This window comes from Flavobacterium sandaracinum (assembly GCF_004349135.1).
In the GTDB taxonomy this organism is placed as follows: domain Bacteria; phylum Bacteroidota; class Bacteroidia; order Flavobacteriales; family Flavobacteriaceae; genus Flavobacterium; species Flavobacterium sandaracinum.
Genome location: NZ_SMFN01000017.1, coordinates 56,027 through 74,567 on the forward strand (window position 1 = coordinate 56,027; position 18,541 = coordinate 74,567).

Below are 18,541 nucleotides of genomic sequence, written 5' to 3' on the forward strand. Positions count from 1 at the left end.
GGTTAAGAGCGACAAAGGTACAAAGTTTTTAAGAGAACTTAATGACTTGAAAAGCTTCGAATGAATTACTCTAAAACTACCTCCAGATTTGTAGTCTCCGGATTTATTAGACAATCGGTTATAAGAAATTGTAATTCCAGTGTTTTTTTGTCCTCGCTTATTTTTGCATTTGGATTGGAAACTGATTTTATTTTTCGAGGAAAATGATACTTCAAAATAAAATTTTGCGCGACTTTAAATTTAGAGAAGCGTATTTTTAACCTTTCCATTTCTTCTTGTTGTTTTTTTAACTCTACTGCATCGGTAATTTTGACCATTCTTTTAAATGTACTGCCGTCAAAAGTAAAACTGACACTGTAATAATGTTCTTCGGCAACGAGCGCATAATTATTTTCGATGTCGTCCGCGTATTCTTCGGTTTTGTATAAATCCGCTACATCGGCTATTGTGCTGAAATTTTGACTGATTGTGGTGCGAAATTCTTTTTCGAAAGAGCTTTTCTTACTGTGTACTTTTACCGCATTGAACTTTTCGAAAATGGCTTTTTCAAATGCCGGCAATCTGGAAAACGTTTCGGAATGTTTCGCAATTAGATCTTTAAAAACATACGTTGTATCGCGAAAAATTTCCTCTTTGGAATAGTCTTCTCCCATCAGTTGCATGTAACTTTGCTCTTCCCGAAGTTTACTGATTTCAATTTTACCGGAACCGTCTTGGTTTAAATGGATGGTTTCTGTGACTTGACAACTTGTTAAAAACAAAACTAAAAGCAGTAAGAGGTAAATTTTATTTTTCAATTTTTATGATTTTGAATCGTTATTTTTCACAAATGTAACTTAATAACTACAATTAATAGCCCAGATTAAAGTGAAAATCCTTTTTATTTTTTCTTTAAAAATAAAAAGATTGCAACGGAAAGCTGGAAATAGCTCCAAAAAACCTTTAGCACTTTGCTACTTTGGTACTTATACAGTATCTTTGCGCTCTTAAAATCAGCACAAAATGGCATTATCCGAACAAGAAATATTACGTAGAGAAGCACTTACCCAATTACGCGATTTAGGCATTGAGCCTTATCCTGCAGCCGAATTTATTACTACCGCCTATTCTAGCGAAATCCTGGCTGATTTCGACAAGTACGAAGGGAAGGAAGTGGTTTTAGCCGGTCGTTTGATGGGAAAACGCATCATGGGGAAAGCTTCCTTTGCCGAATTGAAAGATGCGGAAGGACGCATTCAAGTGTATGTTTCGAGAGATGATATTTCGACTGATGAAGAGAAAACGATGTACAACGTAGTTTTCAAAAAACTATTGGATATTGGCGATTTTATTGGGGTTCGCGGAACGGTTTTTAAAACTCAAGTAGGCGAAATCTCCGTTCATGTGTATGGATTGACGGTTTTGGCGAAAGCCTTGAAACCACTTCCTGTAGTAAAAACGGATGCGGACGGAAAAACGCACGATGCGTTTGCTGATCCAGAGCAAAGATACCGCCGTCGTTATGTGGATTTAACGGTGAACGACCATGTGAAAGAAACATTTATTAAGAGAACCAAATTGTTTAATGCAATGCGTACGTTCTTTAATGACAAAGGCTATCTTGAAGTGGAAACACCTGTTTTACAACCGATTCCCGGTGGTGCTGCAGCGCGTCCTTTTATTACGCACCACAATTCCCTTGACATGCCATTGTACATGCGTATTGCCAATGAGTTGTATTTAAAAAGATTGATTGTTGGTGGTTTTGAAGGGGTGTATGAGTTTTCGAAAAATTTCCGAAATGAAGGAATGGATCGCACACACAACCCAGAATTCACTGCCATGGAAATATATGTAGCCTATAAAGACTACAACTGGATGATGAAATTTGCCGAAGATTTGTTAGAATATTGTGCCATTGCGGTAAATGGAACGAGTGAAGTGACTTTTGGAGAACACACGATCAATTTCAAGGCGCCTTACGCCCGTGTTACCATGACGGATTCGATCAAACATTTTACCGGTTTTGATATTTCTGGAAAAAGTGAAACGGAACTTTTTGATGCGGCAAGAGGCATGGGAATTGACGTGGATGCTACAATGGGTAAAGGAAAATTGATTGATGAGATTTTTGGTGCCAAATGTGAAGGAAACTATATTCAACCTACTTATATCACGGATTATCCAAAAGAGATGTCACCCTTGTGCAAGCAACACCGTGACAATCCAGCATTGACGGAACGTTTTGAATTGATGGTTTGTGGTAAGGAAGTGGCCAATGCGTATTCAGAATTGAATGATCCAATTGACCAAAGAGCTCGTTTTGAAGACCAAATGCGTTTGGCTGAAAAAGGAGATGATGAGGCTACCGGAATTATAGATGAAGATTTCTTGAGAGCTTTAGAATACGGAATGCCGCCAACCTCTGGAATGGGAATTGGAATGGATCGATTGATTATGTATTTGACGAATAATGCTTCGATTCAAGAAGTGTTGTTGTTTCCACAAATGCGACCAGAGAAAAAACAAGTAAAAATTGAACTGGAAGACGACGAGAAATTGATTGTTGCATTACTACAAACCAACGACAACCAAATGGAGTTTGGCGCACTAAAAATGACCTCTGGATTAAGCGGTAAAAAATGGGATAAAACCATGAAAAACCTCTCTGCTTTGGGAATGACTGAAGTAGTTGTTGATGGGGATACTAAAGCGTGTCGATTGAAAGAGTAATTGATTTTATAATAGAATATTAAAAGGAACTTCGTAATGGAGTTCCTTTTTTTTATGGCTGTTTGCGATTTTAAATACTTTGCTTTTGAACAAAATTATGACAATAATCTAATAAGGTTAAATAAGTCATAAAATTCTTAGGTTATTCGATTTAACTGTTACTTTTGATGAACAAAAAACAATTCAACATGAAAAAAATTACTGTATCGATTTTAGCCTTATTTGCTTTTGGCTTTGCTAATGGTCAAGCCAAAGAAGGTCAAGTATCAAAAGGCAAATGGCTTATTGAAGCCAATACTGGCTTTGGAAGAAACGTAGGGACTACCGCCATGTATTTTAGTTCTTCGGACGGGATCACTTCCTACAACATTGGAGCTGAAGGAGGTTATTTTATCAAAGATAATCTGGCGCTTAAGTTAGGCTTAGGGTATGGAGAAATAGATGGGGTCGGCGAACCGATTGCTTATAAAATTGGAGCCAAATATTATTTAAAAACGATGATTCCTATCGAGCTTTCTTATAATGGAGTCGGTTTTGGTGACGCAGATGCTAACCCAACTTACATAGGCGCGCAAATTGGTTATGCGGTGTTTTTAGGTAAAAATGTAAGTATCGAACCCGGAATTCGTTATAATATGGCAACTCACAAACAATATTATGACAACAGTTTACAGTTTAATCTTGGTTTTGCTTTGCATTTTTAAAATAGTAAGTGTTAAAACAAAAAAAGTCGGCTCTAATTAAAGAGCCGACTTTTTATTTCAAAAATGTTATAGTTTTAAAATCCTAAACCAACCGCCATCGCTGTAGCTTGAATATTTAGTTCAGCAACTTTGGTTGCAGCACCAGTTGTCAAGTTGATACTAAAAACTGAAGTACTATTATTTACCTTTAATAAGGCGAAAGCAGTAGCGCTATTTCCGCCGATATCAAATCCGCTATCTGCATCAATATTAACTCCTAAATTTCCAATAGCAACTAATGTTCCATTATTTGGTGGATCTTGACGGTATAACATATCCGTTTGTGAATCCATTACAAATAAAGTGGTTGTACCAGCACCAGCCACATTATTGGTATACGCGGCACCCGTTACAAATGGGGTTCCAGGATTTAAATTACCATCCACAAATACTACTGTTCCCAAATCTGGGTGTAAACGCAAGTTTTGACCCGTATTACTTACTAACCTGATTCTATCTACTGTTGGATTAAAATCAAAACCAAAAGAAGTACCTGACAACACAGTCAACAATGGAGACCCAACTGCTGTTAATGCACCACTAGCTGTATTCACAGAAAATAATCTACTTTGATTAGAGATCGCATATAATGCTCCATTTGCTGGTCTAAAATCTAAACCTACAATACTTTCATTTGTAGCCAACCCAGTTAATAAAACAGAAGTATTACTTCCGTTTGTAGGATTAAAACGAACCAACATATTCCCCGAAGTTGTAGCATAAGCAACTGGATTCGTCTTGAACGCAATACTAATTACCGGAGCAGTGAATTTTCCAACAGCAACGGCTTTCCCCGTTGCTAAATCAATGGTATATAATGTAGATACAGTAGCATTATTAGTTACAGCTAAGGCAGTAGAATTATCTGCTGAAATATCCATGTCCCCTACACCTTGAAAGTCAACTCCTAAATCACCTACCAGCTGAAGCCCACCCTCATTAGGTGGCGTTTGAACATATAACTTATCTTGTTCGAAATCGATATCATACAACATTGTAGTTGTTGCACCAGCCATACTATTTGTATATGCTACTGCACCAATTTTAGGATTTGTACCGCCATTTATTACTCCATCCGTTGCCACAACAGTTCCTAATTCAGGATGCAACCTTAAATTTTGACCTGATTCTGTTACCAAACGAATTCTATCTACGGTTGGATTAAAATCCAATGAAGCGTTAGCTCCAGCAACAACAGGAGAAAAAGATCCAGCACCCAATGCAGTTGCAACTCCACTTTTCTCATTAATAAAATAAAGACGACTAGACGAACCTACAGCATATAATTGTCCAGTTGCAGGTCTGTAATCAATACTTACGATATTCTCTGATGTAGGTAAACCAACAATTGGTGTAGTCGAAGTTGGAGTTCCTAAATTTCGTGCATTAAAGGTCAGAATCGTATTGTTACTGGCTAATGCCGTAAAATTCACATCAGGTGCCGATACTGGCATCATCATTTCATTGCTATACTCATCATTACAAGAAATTGCAATACTAGATAAAAGGGCTAGACCAATAATGGAAGCAAAACCTATTTTTTGTTGTTTGTTTTTCATCGTTTATTTATTTAGTTATCCCTTCATGTACGAAGTGTAGTTCACTATGGTTTTAAAATTTTAAAAAACTTTAAAAAACAACTAAATTGAAACGTTTGCCGAAATAAAAAACTCCTTCCATTGGTTCGCTAGAAAGGGTTGCCAACCAATTTTAGAAAATAATAGAGAATTTAAAATAATGTTTTTTTATTATTATCGCTTTATAATTTTAATATGCCTTGATTTTAACTTTTTGTCGTTAGTGTATTTTGCTATTTGTTTTCCTGCTTGAACAGGTCGATCAGACGAAAGAATAGTTGCGCCATTTTCAATTAATTTATAATACAAAACATCCCCATTTGCGGCAGCACTTTTATCGATATTGCCCATGGTACCCAAAATACAAGCTATACCTCGGCTGTGTAAATACTGATACACTTGGGCCTTTGGCTCTGCTGTACCCACAAAAGCGATCATTTTATCCACTTTGACACCTAGATTTTCCATACGCTCTACATCTTCTTTTCCTCGCGCCGAAACCGAAATCATTAAATCCGGAGCCAGTTGAGCTACTTCGGCGGCTTGAGTTGCATTGTAGGTTATAATAACAGAATAAGCTTCGGCTTTGTTCCTGCGTACTGCATCGACAATCATTTTCATAGGAACTCCTTTTTTTACATCAAGGTTATAAATTACTTTGCCTTTCCCCCATTGCAGAACCTGATCTAAAGTTTCTATTCTATAAGGGGTTTGGTTGCCTTCATTATCCTTTAAAAAGAATTGCTGTAATTCTTTGTAGGTGTAGTTTTCAATCTTACCCGTACCCGTAGTTGTTCTATCCAGCTTATTATCGTGCATCATAACCAAAACAGAATCTTTACTCAGCGCAATATCCGTTTCTACAATCGTAGGATTGTATCGAATAGCATTTGCAAATGTAGCGGTACTATTTTCTGGAAATCCGGTTGTTGGACCACCTCTATGCGCACTGATCAAGGGGATACTTTTGTTCGAATATTTTAAAAAACGATGCAATTGTGATGGTGTTTTAAATTGCAAAACATATTCATTTGCCTGTGCAAAACCGAGAGTGCTAATTATTAAGAAGCAAAACGAAAAACAAAAATTCTTATTTTGAAACATATTCTTTTTTTTTAATTGGACTGTAAAAGTAAGGAATTGAAGTGGCATCAAATGACATCTCCAACATAAAAGAGACTCGACAATTACAAACTATAATTAAGGTTTACACTCCATCTGTAATTTGCTTCTACATTGCCGCCGGTCAGATTTTGATTGATGGGTAGCATGGCATTCGCTCCAAAAGAAAGTCTGTCTTTACCAACCTCAAAACCCACTTTCCCGAAAAGAATATCGCCACTTGTATTTCGTAATTTTTGATTGTATTGGTAATTACTTTCATAAACTTCACCAGCAAAACCAAGTTGTGGAACTATAGAAAAACTATTTTTCTCATACAAATAGAAAAAAGTCCCTGCATAATTTAACTGATTTCCAAAACGATAACTCTTTTGGTTTTCTGTTTTTATAACATAATTCAGCATCGCGTTTAAACCAAATTGCTTTCTTTTTACGATATATTCGGTAGCCAAAAGATAATCCCAACTTCCTGTTCCGACTTGAAAACTTGGATTGATACTTCCAGAATTCGCTTCATTGAATTTTCCGGTTGGCGCTTTTACTCCACCTCCCAATTGCAGCGTATGAACCAAAAAAGTGCTGTCTTTATGCGTTTGATACAACCGGTACATTGCCAAAACGGTGATATCGCCAATCCCACTGATGCTTTTATCGCCTGTTGCGGTTTCTCTTTCATGAAAATGATAGGGTAGTAATGCTGAAACTTGCACTTTTTCGCTTACTGGGATTCTTCCCCAAACCTGAACGGTATTGAAGTTTTCTTTATACCAAGGTGAATTGCTGTACAAACCATCCATGGATTTGTATTGTTGATTGAAATACCGAATCCCAATGAAATTAGAATTCAACATCGAGGCAAATCCCATGCTTCCCCCGCTGGCTGAGCAGCCACAGGCATCACAAAAATCCTCTTCTTCTAGGAATGAATGGTATTTTGTAAATGGATTTACGGTGTTTAAACTGTCTTTTTCGGTGGCGTTTGCCAATTGAAATAGAAGTACTAAAAGTAATGCGTATTTTTTCATGTTTGTTGTTTTTAGCCCTGATGGAAACGGAAAGCCCGGAGCGAAAAAGCTTGTTTTTCTTGTCCTGAAAAAGCGACCAAAGGAAGCTCTTTTCAGGACATAGAAAAACGGCTTTTGTAGCGAGGACTTGCAGTGTAAAGCAGGAAATAGCTTCTTAAATTAATATTCGGAAAAACGTTTATCGGTGAGGTATTGCGTGTCCGTCAAAGTTTTTAGGAAAGCAATAATTTTTGTTTTTTCGGTTGTTGTTAAAGGAATTCCGAGTGATCCGTTTTTGTTCAAAATGGGGTCTAAAGTAGCTGAATTGACTACACCAGAATTGTAATGTTCCAAAACAGCTTCGAGCGTAAATAAGCGGCCATCGTGCATGTAAGGAGCCGTTTTCTCTATGTTTCTAAGGCTTGGCACTTTGAATTTATACTTATCCTGAGGCAACTCGGTTACGCGAAAACGACCGATATCATTGTACGCTGGATCTACAGGCAAACCATTATTTCTAAAAGAATTGTCCGTTAATAAGTCCGTGGCGTGACAACTGGAACATTTTTGGTTGAAAATAGCATGACCATCCTGCTCGTCTTGCGTGAGCGTTCCACCCGATTCGTTGCGGCGGTACTTGTCAAAACGGGAATTGGAGGACGTGACCATTACCATAAATTGTCCCAAGGCTTTGAGCATGTTTTCGGAATTGATTTGTCTATCCGTAAAAGCAATTTTGAATAGCTTTTGATACGCTGCATCGCCTTTCATCATAGCAATCGCCTTCGCAAAATCACCATTCATTTCGATAGGACTGGTGAACGGAATTATGGGTTGCAGGTCTAAATGTGTTGTTGCACCATCGTACATAAATGTGGTTTGATAGGCCAAATTTTGGATTGGCGGCGTGTTTCGGGTTCCTATGGCGTCATCAACACCATGACTCAAAGTATGGCCGTGATGCGTAAAGGCATCTTCCTGAATGTGACAAAACCCGCAGGAAACAATTCCATCCGAAGCCAATCGACCGTCGTAGAAAAGTTTTTTTCCGAGTTCAAATCCTTTTTCAGTGGGTGGATTATTCGCTAAATTATAAGCCAAAGGGGGAAAATTAGCGGGAACCTGAAAATCCAAAGGAATATTTTGATACGCCTCGTTGTCATCAGTAGAACAATTCCAAAACAACGGCAAAATAAGCAATATGATATATTTTGCTTTCATTTTTATATTTTTTTTAAAAGCGGTCAGACTTTAATATCCAACCGCTATTAGATTAAAAATTAGTCGTTATGTACGTGGTCTATTGTAAACATCGAAGAAATATTAGCGGTTACTAATGCTAATTTAGCACCGCCCATAACCGTTGCTGATTCTGAAAAATTGATTTTATTGGTTCCGTCAATTACTTGGGACAAATCAGCCATAATATGAACTTGAGGCGTAATTGTAGTTCGTACCAATGCTTTTTCAGGAAAACCCAAAGTAACTTCGGCATAATTATAATCCGTTCCAGTTTGTCCAGTGTGTACTTTAAATTCTTTTGCAGTTGTAACCGTAGGCGCTGTAAAAGAACCTTCGAAAGCCACAAACTTGTAACCGGCGCTCCAAGACCACATCATTCCGGCAGTTTGTGCTGTTGCCAAAAAGTCCCCTTGACCCGTTGCTCCTGCTTCCCATTGGGTTTTATCAACTCCAATTCCGTAGGTAACTTTAGTATAATTTCCGGCAGGAATGTTAGAAAGATTCAATACTAATGTTGCAGGCGTAGCTTCATCTACAATAAAATAGCTTTGACTTTTTGGAACCGTAAATGTGGTTCCATCTTCTTTTGTCAATACAATGTTACTCACAATGTACATGGCTTTAGAAACTGCAACCACCTCAGCATTCGAATTAGTGTAGTTGGTATTAAAAGCAAAATTAGCCGATTTGTATACGTTATCGAATTCTAATTTTAGATTTCCGTTTCCGGTAATCATTTCGGTATCATCGTCATTAGAGCAAGAAAATAAGGTAACTGCGATAGCCATTACAGCTAGTATATTTTTTAATTGAAATTTCATTTCTTAAGATTTTATTTTAAATATTAGGTGTTGATTTGCATGCCGTTTTTGGATAATTTATTTCCAAAAAAAGCAAACAGAATCTCATCCGTTTAAAAAAAACGGATTAATAAAAGCACACTACGTGCCTAAAATTTAAGAAATGAAAGTGGGCGGGTGAAACACAGAAGCACTATTCAAGTGAAAGTATAAATTAGAATAGTAGGCGTTTGTTTTTTCTTTGGTTCCAAAACAAAGCGGTATAATATCAAAAGATTTTATTTCCTCAAAAATGAGTACGTCAAGGATTGAAGTCGTTCCTTTTTTATCTGTAGAAAGTGGCTTTTCAGCGTCAGAAGCTTTAGCCAATTCTTTCATCAAATGACACTTTCCGTTACATTGCATTTTAGGTTTGTCCTTATTGATACAAAGCACTTTTGAAATGTATTCATAATTAACGACATACTCTAAAACCGGAAGGACGGGCTTTACAAGTAGGATTAATACAATTATGAATATGATTTTTTTCACGGTGCAAATTTACAACATCAAAGAGTATAAAAAAATGTTTTTAAATAGAATAATCCTGTAAAAATCATTCTATTTAAAAACAACTATATGGAGGCTTTATGCCAATTTCAAATCGGGGATTTCAATCTCAAATAATTCTAATTTATAGGAATTAAATTGACTACGAATCTCTTTTTTAGTGCTTTCGAAAAAAGGAGTTGCTGAAAATAAATTTTCATAATATTCAATTCCTTGCAGCAAATTATTTTTAAACGAATTCCATTTTTTAATTTGTCCCAAAGTGATTTCTTCCGTAACTGCTGATATTTCATTTTTCAGATAATCCAAATACATTTTTAACTCTTTCACAAATAGATTTGGTCGATTGGTAACCGTCAATACTGATGCGTTTCCATAAATATGCTGCACCATTTTAGAAAGTGAAACTTCTTGATCAAAATAAGCCATATTGGGTCCTGGACAAATAATGACACCTTGCGCCTGACCTTTGATCTTAATGTCATTTTCAAGATACGAAGCATTAGCTAACCCCACACAAAGGCATGCTTTCTCCGTAATGCTGTTTTTCTTTTTTTCGAAAACTTCAGCAGTTAAAACATCTTTTTGAAGCAGTAATTCTTCCAGTTTCAAGTCTTGGTATTTTTTAGAAGACGTACAAATTCCCGTGGCATCGTATTCTTTGCTTAACGCCAAAAATCGTTTGGGACAGGAACTTCCCGCTTTATTATCGTTAATTCGTTTTTGTTTTAGCGTTTCATTCGTAGTTCCTCGTAAGGTGTTAAAAGGAATTCCCAACGGCGAAATATGACTTAAATACAGATCATCTTCTTTGGCTCCAGCCAATAAATCTCTGGTGTGTTTATCTACCGAAGTGGCTTCAGGAACCAATAAAAACGGCGAACCCCAACCCACGGAATCCACATTATAATTTTCCAAAAGAAAATCATGCTCTTCAGCAGTTCCTACGCCGCCTTGAACCGTGATTTTTAAATCCAAAGGTTGTTCTGGAACATGCAGTTCTTTTTGTGCCAATGCTTTCACCATTAACTCATGCGCAGATTGAATCAATTGTTCTTTTTTCTGTTTGAATTCTTCTAGAATTGGTCCTAACAAATAGCCTTCGGTAGCAAAAGCGTGTCCACCGCAATTCAGTCCGGATTCGATTCGGTATTCCGAAACCCAAAGTCCTTTTTTAGCTAAAAAATTCCCTTGAATCATCGCCGAGCGAAAGTCGCTCACTTTCAGCGTGATTTTCTTTTTCAGTGCATTATTCGCATCCGGAAAGAAAGCCGAAAAACTTTCGAAATAGCTGTACAATCTTGGATTCATCCCAGCCGATAAAACAACAGAAGATGCTAATGTACTGTTTACAAACCCACGCAGCGCGGCATGTGCATCATTAAAAATAATGGGTAATTGTTCCTCTTTGATAAAATTATCCTTATCCAATTTGGTCATAATATTAACATCAATGTCGCCCGGATAAAGATTTTTCTCCAGATAATTTTTGATATTATCTTTGAAAGCAAAACCGTCTTCCATCAAATTTTGCAAGCCTGCTTTAATGGCTGATTTGTTGGGCAACATGGCAATGTAATTTTCCAAAGCTGATTTGCTTTCCGATAATTCCGTTTTGAAATTTTCGAATTTTTCCTTCACGATTTTGTCTACCAAATTCAGATACGAAGTAATGCGTTCTGCGCGGTAATCGTGAATTTTTTGTGTAATTTCCTGATAGGGTAAATCGAATTTCTTGCTGTAAAAAGCATTCATTTTTTCGATAAGCTCGTCATCCATAATTGAAATAACGGACGATATTCCATATTTAGCTACTCGTATCGGACTATCAATCGTGTAAGCAAGTCCCATCACGGGAATATGGAACGTATGAAGGGGATTATTTTCTGTCATGTTAAAAATGATTTAATAAATAAACCCCAAAATTCGGGAAACTAAACCGTATAAAAACTGATAAATATCATGATTTAGCATTCCTAAAAGTCTCTTTTCCATACTGCAATTGAAACTGTATACCGCAATGGAGAAATTTATTAAGCTCATAATTCAAACGATAAACTTTTGTTAACGATTAAACTTTTTAGGTACATTCCTATCTTATAACTATAAAACTTAAAACAATACAAATGAAAAAATTATTTATCGTTGCATTAGTAGTTGTCGGAATGACAAGCTTTGCACAAGAAAGAAAAGCAAGACCAGAAAGAGCCAAAATGGAGCAAATGACTCCAGAGCAAAGAAACCAATTGCACTTGAAAAAGATGACTTTGGAATTAGAATTGAACGCTTCTCAACAAAAAGAAATGAGTAAAGTCATTGCTGAACAAACTAATAAAAGAGAAGCCCGAATGGCCGATTGGAAAGCAAACAAAGATTCAGCTAAAAAACAAGGTACAGCTGACGAACGTTTTGCTAAAAAAAGCCAAATGTTAGACGATCAGATTGTAATGAAAGAGAGAATGAAAAAAATTCTTTCAGCAGACCAGTATAAAAAATGGGATGACATGAAAGGAAAAAACCACCACCGAATGAATCAAAGAATGGCGCATCATAACGGCAGAAAAGCAGCAAAAATGGGTGATAAAAAATAATCCATTTACTTAAACTATTTCATCTTAGTTCATGAAAAAGCCCCGATTGGGGCTTTTTTAGGTTTAAAAGGTTTTCGAAACTTTATCTATCGCTCGAATGGTAAAATCTAAATCCTCATACGTTAATGCATCGGTAATAAACCAGGTTTCATAGGCTGATGGCGCTATGTAGATTCCTTCCTCCAATAAACCGTGAAAGAATTTCTTGAAGGTTTCGTTATCGCCCTTTGCCGCGGTTTGAAAATCTACAACTGGCGTTGCATCAAAATGAACTGAAATCATGGAGCCAATGGTATTGATCGTAAATGTAACATTATTTGCTTTCAGCACTTTATCAATTCCTGCAGCCAAATAGGCTGTTTTCTCTTTTAATCTTTGAAAAATAGCACGATCACTATCTAAAGCCTGTAACATGGCTAATCCTGCAGCCATAGCCAATGGATTTCCTGACAATGTTCCTGCCTGATACACGGGACCTAACGGCGCCAGATAATTCATGATTTCGGCACGAGCGCCAAAAGCACCAACAGGCAAACCTCCTCCAATTACTTTTCCGAAACAAACGATATCAGCATTTACATTTAGTAATTCTTGAACTCCACCTGCAGCTAACCTGAATCCGGTCATCACCTCATCAAAGATTAATAGAATATCATTGTCAGTACACATTTGGCGCAAGCCCTCTAAAAAGCCTTTGTTTGGCGGAATACAACCCATATTCCCTGCAACAGGTTCTACGATTATCGCTGCAATTTCATTTTTATTCGCTTCAATTAAAGCCGCTACATTTTCTAAATCGTTGTATGTTGCCAGCAAAGTATCTTTGGCTGTTCCTGCAGTAACTCCCGGACTGTTAGGTGAACCAAAAGTGATTGCTCCACTTCCCGCTTGAATTAAAAAAGAATCCGAATGTCCGTGATAACAACCTGCAAATTTTATTATTTTATCTTTTTTAGCAAAACCACGAGCCAATCTTACTGCGCTCATACAAGCTTCTGTTCCTGAGTTTACAAATCGGATTTTATCGATATTTGAAACCATCGAAACCGCTAAAGCTGCAATTTGCGTTTCCAATTCTGTTGGCATTCCAAACGACGTTCCTAATTTCGCTTTTTCAATTACGGCTTGAACCACTGGTTCATAAGCATGTCCTAAAATCATAGGTCCCCAAGAATTGATATAGTCTATCAAACGGTTTCCGTCTTCATCGTACAAATAGGCTCCTTTGGCACTTTTGACAAAAATTGGAGTTCCACCCACCGCTTTAAAAGCTCGTACTGGCGAATTGACACCTCCTGGAATTACTTTTTCTGCTTCAGCAAAAAGCTGACTACTTCTTTTGTATACCATTTATGAATTATGAATTATAGTTGTTTTTAATTATTTTACCATTAATCGTTGTCCAATAGAAAGTGTATTGTCCGAAAGATTGTTTTTTTGTTTTAAATCTTCTACGCGTACATCGAATTTTTTAGAAAGCGAATAGAGCGTATCTCCTTTTTGAACTATGTAGGAAGCCAAACTAGTATTGACAGGATTTCTGGCTTCGATGGTGCGTTCCTCTACCAGCTGTTTTTCATTGAAAACATAATTGACATCCAAAACCTGATTGTCATACTGATATAAATTGTAGCGCTCGATATAGGAGATTAATTTATCTGGATATTTGGGGTCTGTTGCGTATCCCGCGGTTCGAAGTCCTCTGGCCCATGCTTTATAATCCCCTTTTGAAAATCCAAAAAGTTTCGCATACCTGCTTCTTCCGGTTAGAAACACAGCGTGATCCTTAAACGATTCCGATGGATTATTATATTTTCGAAAACACTCTTGTGCTGCATCATCATCATGTTTGACACTATCTCCGGTCCAACCTACATGACACTTTATACCAAAATGATTGTTGGCATTCATCGCTAAATCGCCTCTTCCTGCACCCGATTCTAAAATTCCTTGTGCCAATATAATACTTGCTGGGATTCCGTAATTTCGCATATTTCCCATTGCCACGTCTTTGTACTGAGAAATATAAACGCGAACAACATCGTTTGTGACTACGGTTCTTGAAGTAGAAACGATTGTTTCTGTATCATTCGTCTTTGGTTCAGGTTTTACAGGATTTGAGGTGTTTGTTTTTGTCGTATTTGGTCTAATTGCATTTGTTTTTTTGACCGTTCTAACCACCACCGTTTTGGATTTTAAAGGTGTTTTTTTTGTCGTTACAATAACAGGTTTGGTGGCAGTACAACCTATTAAAGTAAGTAGGGTTAAAAGGAGTAGGATTTTTTTAAACATAGGTATCTATTGTTGGTAACTGTTTGTTTTTTAGTTTCATATTCATTCCTTGAATTCCTTGAATTCCTCCAGTGTGGATCATTAAAATTTTTGATTCGGCAGGAAAATAATTTTTGTGTATCAAATCTATAACGCCATAAACCATCTTTCCAGTATAAATAGGATCCAAAGGAATTTGGTTTTCAGCATAAAATTGATTTATAAATAACACTAGTTCTGCATTTATTTTTCCATATCCACCAAAATGATAGTCTGTTAAAAGCTCCCAATTCTCATTTTGAACAAAATTGAGAATTTCCTCTTTTAAAAAGTCTCCTTTTAATGCAGGAAAACCTAAAACTTTTTGATGAGGCAAAGCACTATTAATTAATCCAGAAATGGTACCGCCGGTCCCAATGGAACAACAAATATAATCAAAATCAGTATCTTCGGGCGTAATTATTTCCTCGCAGCCTTTGATCGCCAGCGCATTTGTTCCGCCTTCTGGAATTAGATAAAAATTGCCGAATTTTTGTTTCAAGTTATCAATAAAAGACACTTCACTTTTCAACCGGTATTCTTCCCGAGAAATGAATTCCAATTGCATACCGCAATTTTGGGCAAATAATAACGTGGGATTGTCACTGACTTTATGAGCTACTTCCTCTCCCCTAATGATTCCAATAGTTTTGAATCCACGTTCTTTGCCTGCAAAAGCCACTGCAGCAATGTGATTAGAAAAAGCACCTCCAAAAGTAAGCAATGTTTGTTGATTATCAGCTTTGGCTTGAAGCAAATTGTATTTGAGCTTTCTAAACTTATTTCCAGAAACAAAGGGATGTATCAAATCTTCCCTTTTGATTTGCACTGAAATACCGTTCGAAAATGATGTGGTCAACTTTTGATTCAAAGGAATTGCTTTTGATGCAAAGGTAAAGTTTAAATATAAAAAAATGCAACCTCTTCAGATTGCATTTTTGAATTGTTTTATGATTTTTAGTTTTTAATGATCACTTTTTTGCCTACCACTCCTTTATCTTTGGCCGCCAACTTAACGATGTAAATACCGTCTCCTAAACCCGAAGTAGAAAATTCATAAGAGGCGTTCACTCCTAAATCTTTTTTGACGAAAATCAATTTACCCGCTACGTCATACAAACCAAAAGTATCAAGATCCATAAGTAGAGGGTTACTAATCACTACATTTTTAGTTGGATTATTTTGAAAGATCACAAAATTTTCTGCTGCCGCTTCATCAACATCCAAAGTACCATTATTTTTAAATGTTATTTCAAACTGCGAGTTATTTTCGCCAGTTGGCAGATCTAATTCATGAAAATCATTTTTAATATCATAATATGCATCTTTCACTTTGTCATGCAAATAAACTTCATTTGCGCCTGTGAAGTTCACCATTTCTTTTACTGTAATTTTGTAATTGGCTGGTTTGTTGTTTCTAAAACCAATCGCAATTTTTTTGTCAATATCAAAATTTACGGCATTAATAATAAACTCTGAGCCTTCAATTACAAAGTAAACATCCGACTGGTCATTATCTCCAGAAGACAGCGCATCCATGGCTCGATCGACCCCATCAGTTGCTTCAGGAATTAATGCTAATGCTAATTGACGTACTCCTTGATTGTTCATCAAGGTATTGAATCTTATTTGCGGTGTTGGAGCTACACTTACCGTCGAATAATCAAATCCGGATACTGCCTGCATTGAAGTCATAAAACTCGTAGTGCTTTTTGCTTTAGCCGTACTTTTTATTTTACTGGAAGAGGCAACAACTGGTGTTTCTTTAACAAACACACGGTAACTATTTTTCATCTGTACTGTACCGTTTTCATCACCATCAATTAGAAACCCTTGCCCTATAGGAGAAAAACGTCTTTCATATTCTCCTCCAGTTCCACCTTCACTGCCTTCATTTCCAGAACCATCATACGAATAAAAAGTGGCAGGAACATAAACTCCAGTGCTTCCCAAATCACCAGGAGCAAAAGTGCCATACCCTCCTTTGTAATCCGCTATAAAGTGCGAATTCACAGTAGGATCTTGTTCCCAAAAATAAGCAATACCAGTACAATTTGTTTGTTCAATTAAAAAAGCAGATAAATCAATTGCCGAAGGATACGGATTTCCCGTCAGTGTAAATTGCTCAAATCCAACAGGAATAGTTATTGTTCCATCGTTTGGTTTGCCTCTAAAATCATATCGCTGTTGGCTTCCCGGATTGTTCTGAACTCCGTTTATTGTAAATACATTAGTCCCTGACGTTCCTTTCATTGTAAATCCTTCTCCAGCATTTAAACTGGAATTAGATCCTACCTGAATCCAACTTGAATATTGTGATGCAATTGTTAATTTATTGATCCAAAACGGGGCTATTGCTAAGGGGCTTGCCGTACCGTTATAATTATTCATTGGCAACATAGAAGGCTCTTTGAAAGTAATCAAACCATCAATATCCTTAAGTTGCGTCACTCCAAAAGGAGAATTTCCGGCAGTTGCAATAGTGCCTCCTACTGGCGAACACCAATAATTGTATTGAAAATTATTGGTCGATCCTTTTTGAAAGACGGACAAACTACCCAATCCACTATTTGCTCCATCACCTGTAGATCCTTGTAAAAGCTGTGCATTTTCCCTTAAATAAAAAGCACTAGTAGCAGCATTTAACGCTAAATCTTGCCCAATAAAAACAACCTCATTACTGGCAAAAACATAGCTATTAGGGCTTACATACATTTGGGCTTTAATGGGGTTTTGAATTAAAAGCACAGTGACAATCATCATTATTTTTTTAAGTAGTTCTCTGTCCATAACCGTGTCATTTAATTGAGTTAATGCTATTTTTTTTGTTTTTAAATACGATATTCCTTTTAGAATACTACCCCCCTTTCATGTCTAAACAGGAATTCCGTAGACCTAAAAAACAGATCTGCTTGTGCCTATACTAATTTTGTTTTTGACAATACAAATCCACAATCTCGTATTTTCATCTAAAATTACAAAAAAAAGACAATAGCAAACTGCATTAATACCGATAAAAAGTATAAATAATCGTTTAAATACATGTTTTTTAATTTTAAATAATTATTTTCTTATAAAAATAATTTGAAAAAAATCGGAAATTGTCCAAATACAGACTCGAAAAAAAATGATCAAAAACGACTAAAAATGAGAATTTAAATAGGGGAAACTTTAAATAGAGTGCACTTTAGAAAAGAGGTGCCAAAAGTATAAAAATAGTACTACAGTTATTTTTTATGCAGTACTACGTACTCTATAAACCGAAAGAAAGATCTTCTAGCCAGATATTGATTATTCTTTTCGTTAGCATACGCTTCTCTTTCAAAACTAATGTTTCTGTAGGCGAGATTGGCGCTTTTATATTGGAACAAACGAAAAATATATTCTAATAGGTACCAAATAAAGAACGGCACGATTAAAAGTTCTACTTGCTGACGAAGATGGATTTTTTCGTGATTAATCAGAATAGTATCTTTTAAATCTTCCCGATATTTTAACAATACAAACGGAAATAGAGTGACACCGCGATATCCTTTTGGAATTAAATATTTAGCAACAATTAGAAACATTCGCTATAAAATTTATAAATTTGTATTGATAAAGGCGTATCCTTTAATAAAAAACGCAATCGTTTGAGAGATGCGGTTAATTGAAAAAATAGGTTCTACGCACACCACAGAACAATCCCAATTATGATTGAACAAAGTAAGGAAAATAAAATGACAGAAGGGGAAGATTTCTATTACACTCCGGAAGGATACAAATGTTTTACTGAAAAGCACCATTTAAAAAGGGGGTATTGCTGTAAAAGCGGTTGTAGACATTGTCCGTATGCAAGCCCCCTAACCCCCAAAGGGGGGAAAAGAAGAGACTATGAATAATAAAAGCTCG

The 18,541-nt window shown here is 36.4% G+C and carries 17 protein-coding genes; 4 read left to right on the forward strand and 13 right to left on the reverse strand.

The annotated features are described in order from the left end of the window. Positions 1-65 precede the first annotated feature (65 nt). On the reverse strand, positions 66-797 hold the full coding sequence (locus E0F91_RS13310) for a hypothetical protein (RefSeq protein ID WP_243698906.1): 732 nt from the start codon (positions 795-797) through the stop codon (positions 66-68). A 205-nt stretch (positions 798-1,002) separates the two neighbouring features. Here E0F91_RS13310 and lysS point away from each other — a divergent pair, with 205 nt between their 5' ends. Together lysS and E0F91_RS13320 are read left to right on the forward strand one after the other, a co-directional pair. Beyond that, positions 1,003-2,712 (forward strand): lysine--tRNA ligase, encoded by a 1,710-nt coding sequence (lysS, locus tag E0F91_RS13315; protein WP_132066951.1) that lies wholly within the window; start codon positions 1,003-1,005, stop codon positions 2,710-2,712. A gap of 188 nt (positions 2,713-2,900) precedes the next feature. Further along, positions 2,901-3,416 (forward strand): hypothetical protein, encoded by a 516-nt coding sequence (locus E0F91_RS13320; RefSeq protein WP_132066952.1) that lies wholly within the window; start codon positions 2,901-2,903, stop codon positions 3,414-3,416. A gap of 74 nt (positions 3,417-3,490) precedes the next feature. Here the strand turns inward: E0F91_RS13320 and E0F91_RS13325 are convergent, their stop codons facing one another. The 7 genes from E0F91_RS13325 to E0F91_RS13355 all read right to left on the reverse strand — a co-directional run bounded on the left by E0F91_RS13325 (position 3,491) and on the right by E0F91_RS13355 (position 11,642). Beyond that, positions 3,491-5,014, reverse strand: coding sequence for a DUF4394 domain-containing protein (locus E0F91_RS13325; protein WP_132066953.1), 1,524 nt, complete (start codon positions 5,012-5,014; stop codon positions 3,491-3,493). 192 nt (positions 5,015-5,206) lie between these two features. After that, entirely contained in the window at positions 5,207-6,136 is a 930-nt protein-coding gene (locus E0F91_RS13330) for a glycerophosphodiester phosphodiesterase family protein (protein WP_165930136.1), read from the reverse strand. A gap of 83 nt (positions 6,137-6,219) precedes the next feature. Then, complete coding sequence (locus E0F91_RS13335; RefSeq protein ID WP_132066955.1) at positions 6,220-7,179, reverse strand: transporter; 960 nt, start codon at positions 7,177-7,179, stop codon at positions 6,220-6,222. 159 nt (positions 7,180-7,338) lie between these two features. Then, positions 7,339-8,379 (reverse strand): cytochrome-c peroxidase, encoded by a 1,041-nt coding sequence (locus E0F91_RS13340; RefSeq protein ID WP_132066956.1) that lies wholly within the window; start codon positions 8,377-8,379, stop codon positions 7,339-7,341. Between the two features lie 59 nt (positions 8,380-8,438). Continuing rightward, positions 8,439-9,221 (reverse strand): MbnP family protein, encoded by a 783-nt coding sequence (locus E0F91_RS13345; RefSeq protein WP_132066957.1) that lies wholly within the window; start codon positions 9,219-9,221, stop codon positions 8,439-8,441. Positions 9,222-9,356: 135 nt separating this feature from the next. After that, a complete protein-coding gene (locus E0F91_RS13350; RefSeq protein WP_243698907.1) occupies positions 9,357-9,731 on the reverse strand; it encodes a hypothetical protein in 375 nt (124 codons plus the stop codon). A 96-nt stretch (positions 9,732-9,827) separates the two neighbouring features. Continuing rightward, positions 9,828-11,642 (reverse strand): hypothetical protein, encoded by a 1,815-nt coding sequence (locus E0F91_RS13355; protein ID WP_132066958.1) that lies wholly within the window; start codon positions 11,640-11,642, stop codon positions 9,828-9,830. 233 nt (positions 11,643-11,875) lie between these two features. Here E0F91_RS13355 and E0F91_RS13360 point away from each other — a divergent pair, with 233 nt between their 5' ends. Further along, a complete protein-coding gene (locus E0F91_RS13360) occupies positions 11,876-12,340 on the forward strand; it encodes a hypothetical protein (RefSeq protein WP_132066959.1) in 465 nt (154 codons plus the stop codon). Between the two features lie 63 nt (positions 12,341-12,403). On the opposite strand, the gene hemL is transcribed toward E0F91_RS13360, so the two are convergent. The 5 genes from hemL to E0F91_RS13385 form a co-directional block, all read right to left on the reverse strand. Further along, entirely contained in the window at positions 12,404-13,690 is a 1,287-nt protein-coding gene (hemL, locus tag E0F91_RS13365) for a glutamate-1-semialdehyde 2,1-aminomutase (protein WP_132066960.1), read from the reverse strand. Between the two features lie 30 nt (positions 13,691-13,720). After that, entirely contained in the window at positions 13,721-14,632 is a 912-nt protein-coding gene (locus tag E0F91_RS13370; protein ID WP_132066961.1) for a glucosaminidase domain-containing protein, read from the reverse strand. After that, the gene (locus tag E0F91_RS13375) at positions 14,625-15,521 is read right to left on the reverse strand and encodes a 1-aminocyclopropane-1-carboxylate deaminase/D-cysteine desulfhydrase (RefSeq protein ID WP_132066962.1); all 897 of its coding nucleotides are present in this window, start codon (positions 15,519-15,521) and stop codon (positions 14,625-14,627) included. Before E0F91_RS13375 ends, E0F91_RS13370 begins: the two co-directional genes overlap by 8 nt. 86 nt (positions 15,522-15,607) lie before the next feature. Continuing rightward, on the reverse strand, positions 15,608-17,440 hold the full coding sequence (locus tag E0F91_RS13380) for a T9SS type A sorting domain-containing protein (protein ID WP_165930137.1): 1,833 nt from the start codon (positions 17,438-17,440) through the stop codon (positions 15,608-15,610). A gap of 437 nt (positions 17,441-17,877) precedes the next feature. Beyond that, positions 17,878-18,219 carry a hypothetical protein gene (locus E0F91_RS13385; RefSeq protein ID WP_132066963.1) on the reverse strand — a complete coding sequence of 114 codons (342 nt, stop codon included), beginning with the start codon at positions 18,217-18,219 and terminating at the stop codon, positions 17,878-17,880. Positions 18,220-18,342: 123 nt separating this feature from the next. Here E0F91_RS13385 and E0F91_RS13390 point away from each other — a divergent pair, with 123 nt between their 5' ends. After that, on the forward strand, positions 18,343-18,531 hold the full coding sequence (locus E0F91_RS13390; protein ID WP_132066964.1) for a C1orf53 family protein: 189 nt from the start codon (positions 18,343-18,345) through the stop codon (positions 18,529-18,531). Positions 18,532-18,541 lie beyond the last annotated feature (10 nt).

Coding starts and splice junctions, on each gene's coding strand:
- E0F91_RS13330 (WP_165930136.1), bottom strand. CDS start 6,136: ATGTTTCAAAATAAGAATTTTTGTTTTTCGTTTTGCTTCTTAATAATT.
- E0F91_RS13325 (WP_132066953.1), bottom strand. CDS start 5,014: ATGAAAAACAAACAACAAAAAATAGGTTTTGCTTCCATTATTGGTCTA.
- E0F91_RS13385 (WP_132066963.1), bottom strand. CDS start 18,219: ATGTTTCTAATTGTTGCTAAATATTTAATTCCAAAAGGATATCGCGGT.
- E0F91_RS13355 (WP_132066958.1), bottom strand. CDS start 11,642: ATGACAGAAAATAATCCCCTTCATACGTTCCATATTCCCGTGATGGGA.
- E0F91_RS13345 (WP_132066957.1), bottom strand. CDS start 9,221: ATGAAATTTCAATTAAAAAATATACTAGCTGTAATGGCTATCGCAGTT.
- lysS (WP_132066951.1), top strand. CDS start 1,003: ATGGCATTATCCGAACAAGAAATATTACGTAGAGAAGCACTTACCCAA.
- E0F91_RS13360 (WP_132066959.1), top strand. CDS start 11,876: ATGAAAAAATTATTTATCGTTGCATTAGTAGTTGTCGGAATGACAAGC.
- E0F91_RS13390 (WP_132066964.1), top strand. CDS start 18,343: ATGATTGAACAAAGTAAGGAAAATAAAATGACAGAAGGGGAAGATTTC.
- E0F91_RS13380 (WP_165930137.1), bottom strand. CDS start 17,440: ATGGACAGAGAACTACTTAAAAAAATAATGATGATTGTCACTGTGCTT.
- E0F91_RS13320 (WP_132066952.1), top strand. CDS start 2,901: ATGAAAAAAATTACTGTATCGATTTTAGCCTTATTTGCTTTTGGCTTT.
- hemL (WP_132066960.1), bottom strand. CDS start 13,690: ATGGTATACAAAAGAAGTAGTCAGCTTTTTGCTGAAGCAGAAAAAGTA.
- E0F91_RS13340 (WP_132066956.1), bottom strand. CDS start 8,379: ATGAAAGCAAAATATATCATATTGCTTATTTTGCCGTTGTTTTGGAAT.
- E0F91_RS13335 (WP_132066955.1), bottom strand. CDS start 7,179: ATGAAAAAATACGCATTACTTTTAGTACTTCTATTTCAATTGGCAAAC.
- E0F91_RS13370 (WP_132066961.1), bottom strand. CDS start 14,632: ATGTTTAAAAAAATCCTACTCCTTTTAACCCTACTTACTTTAATAGGT.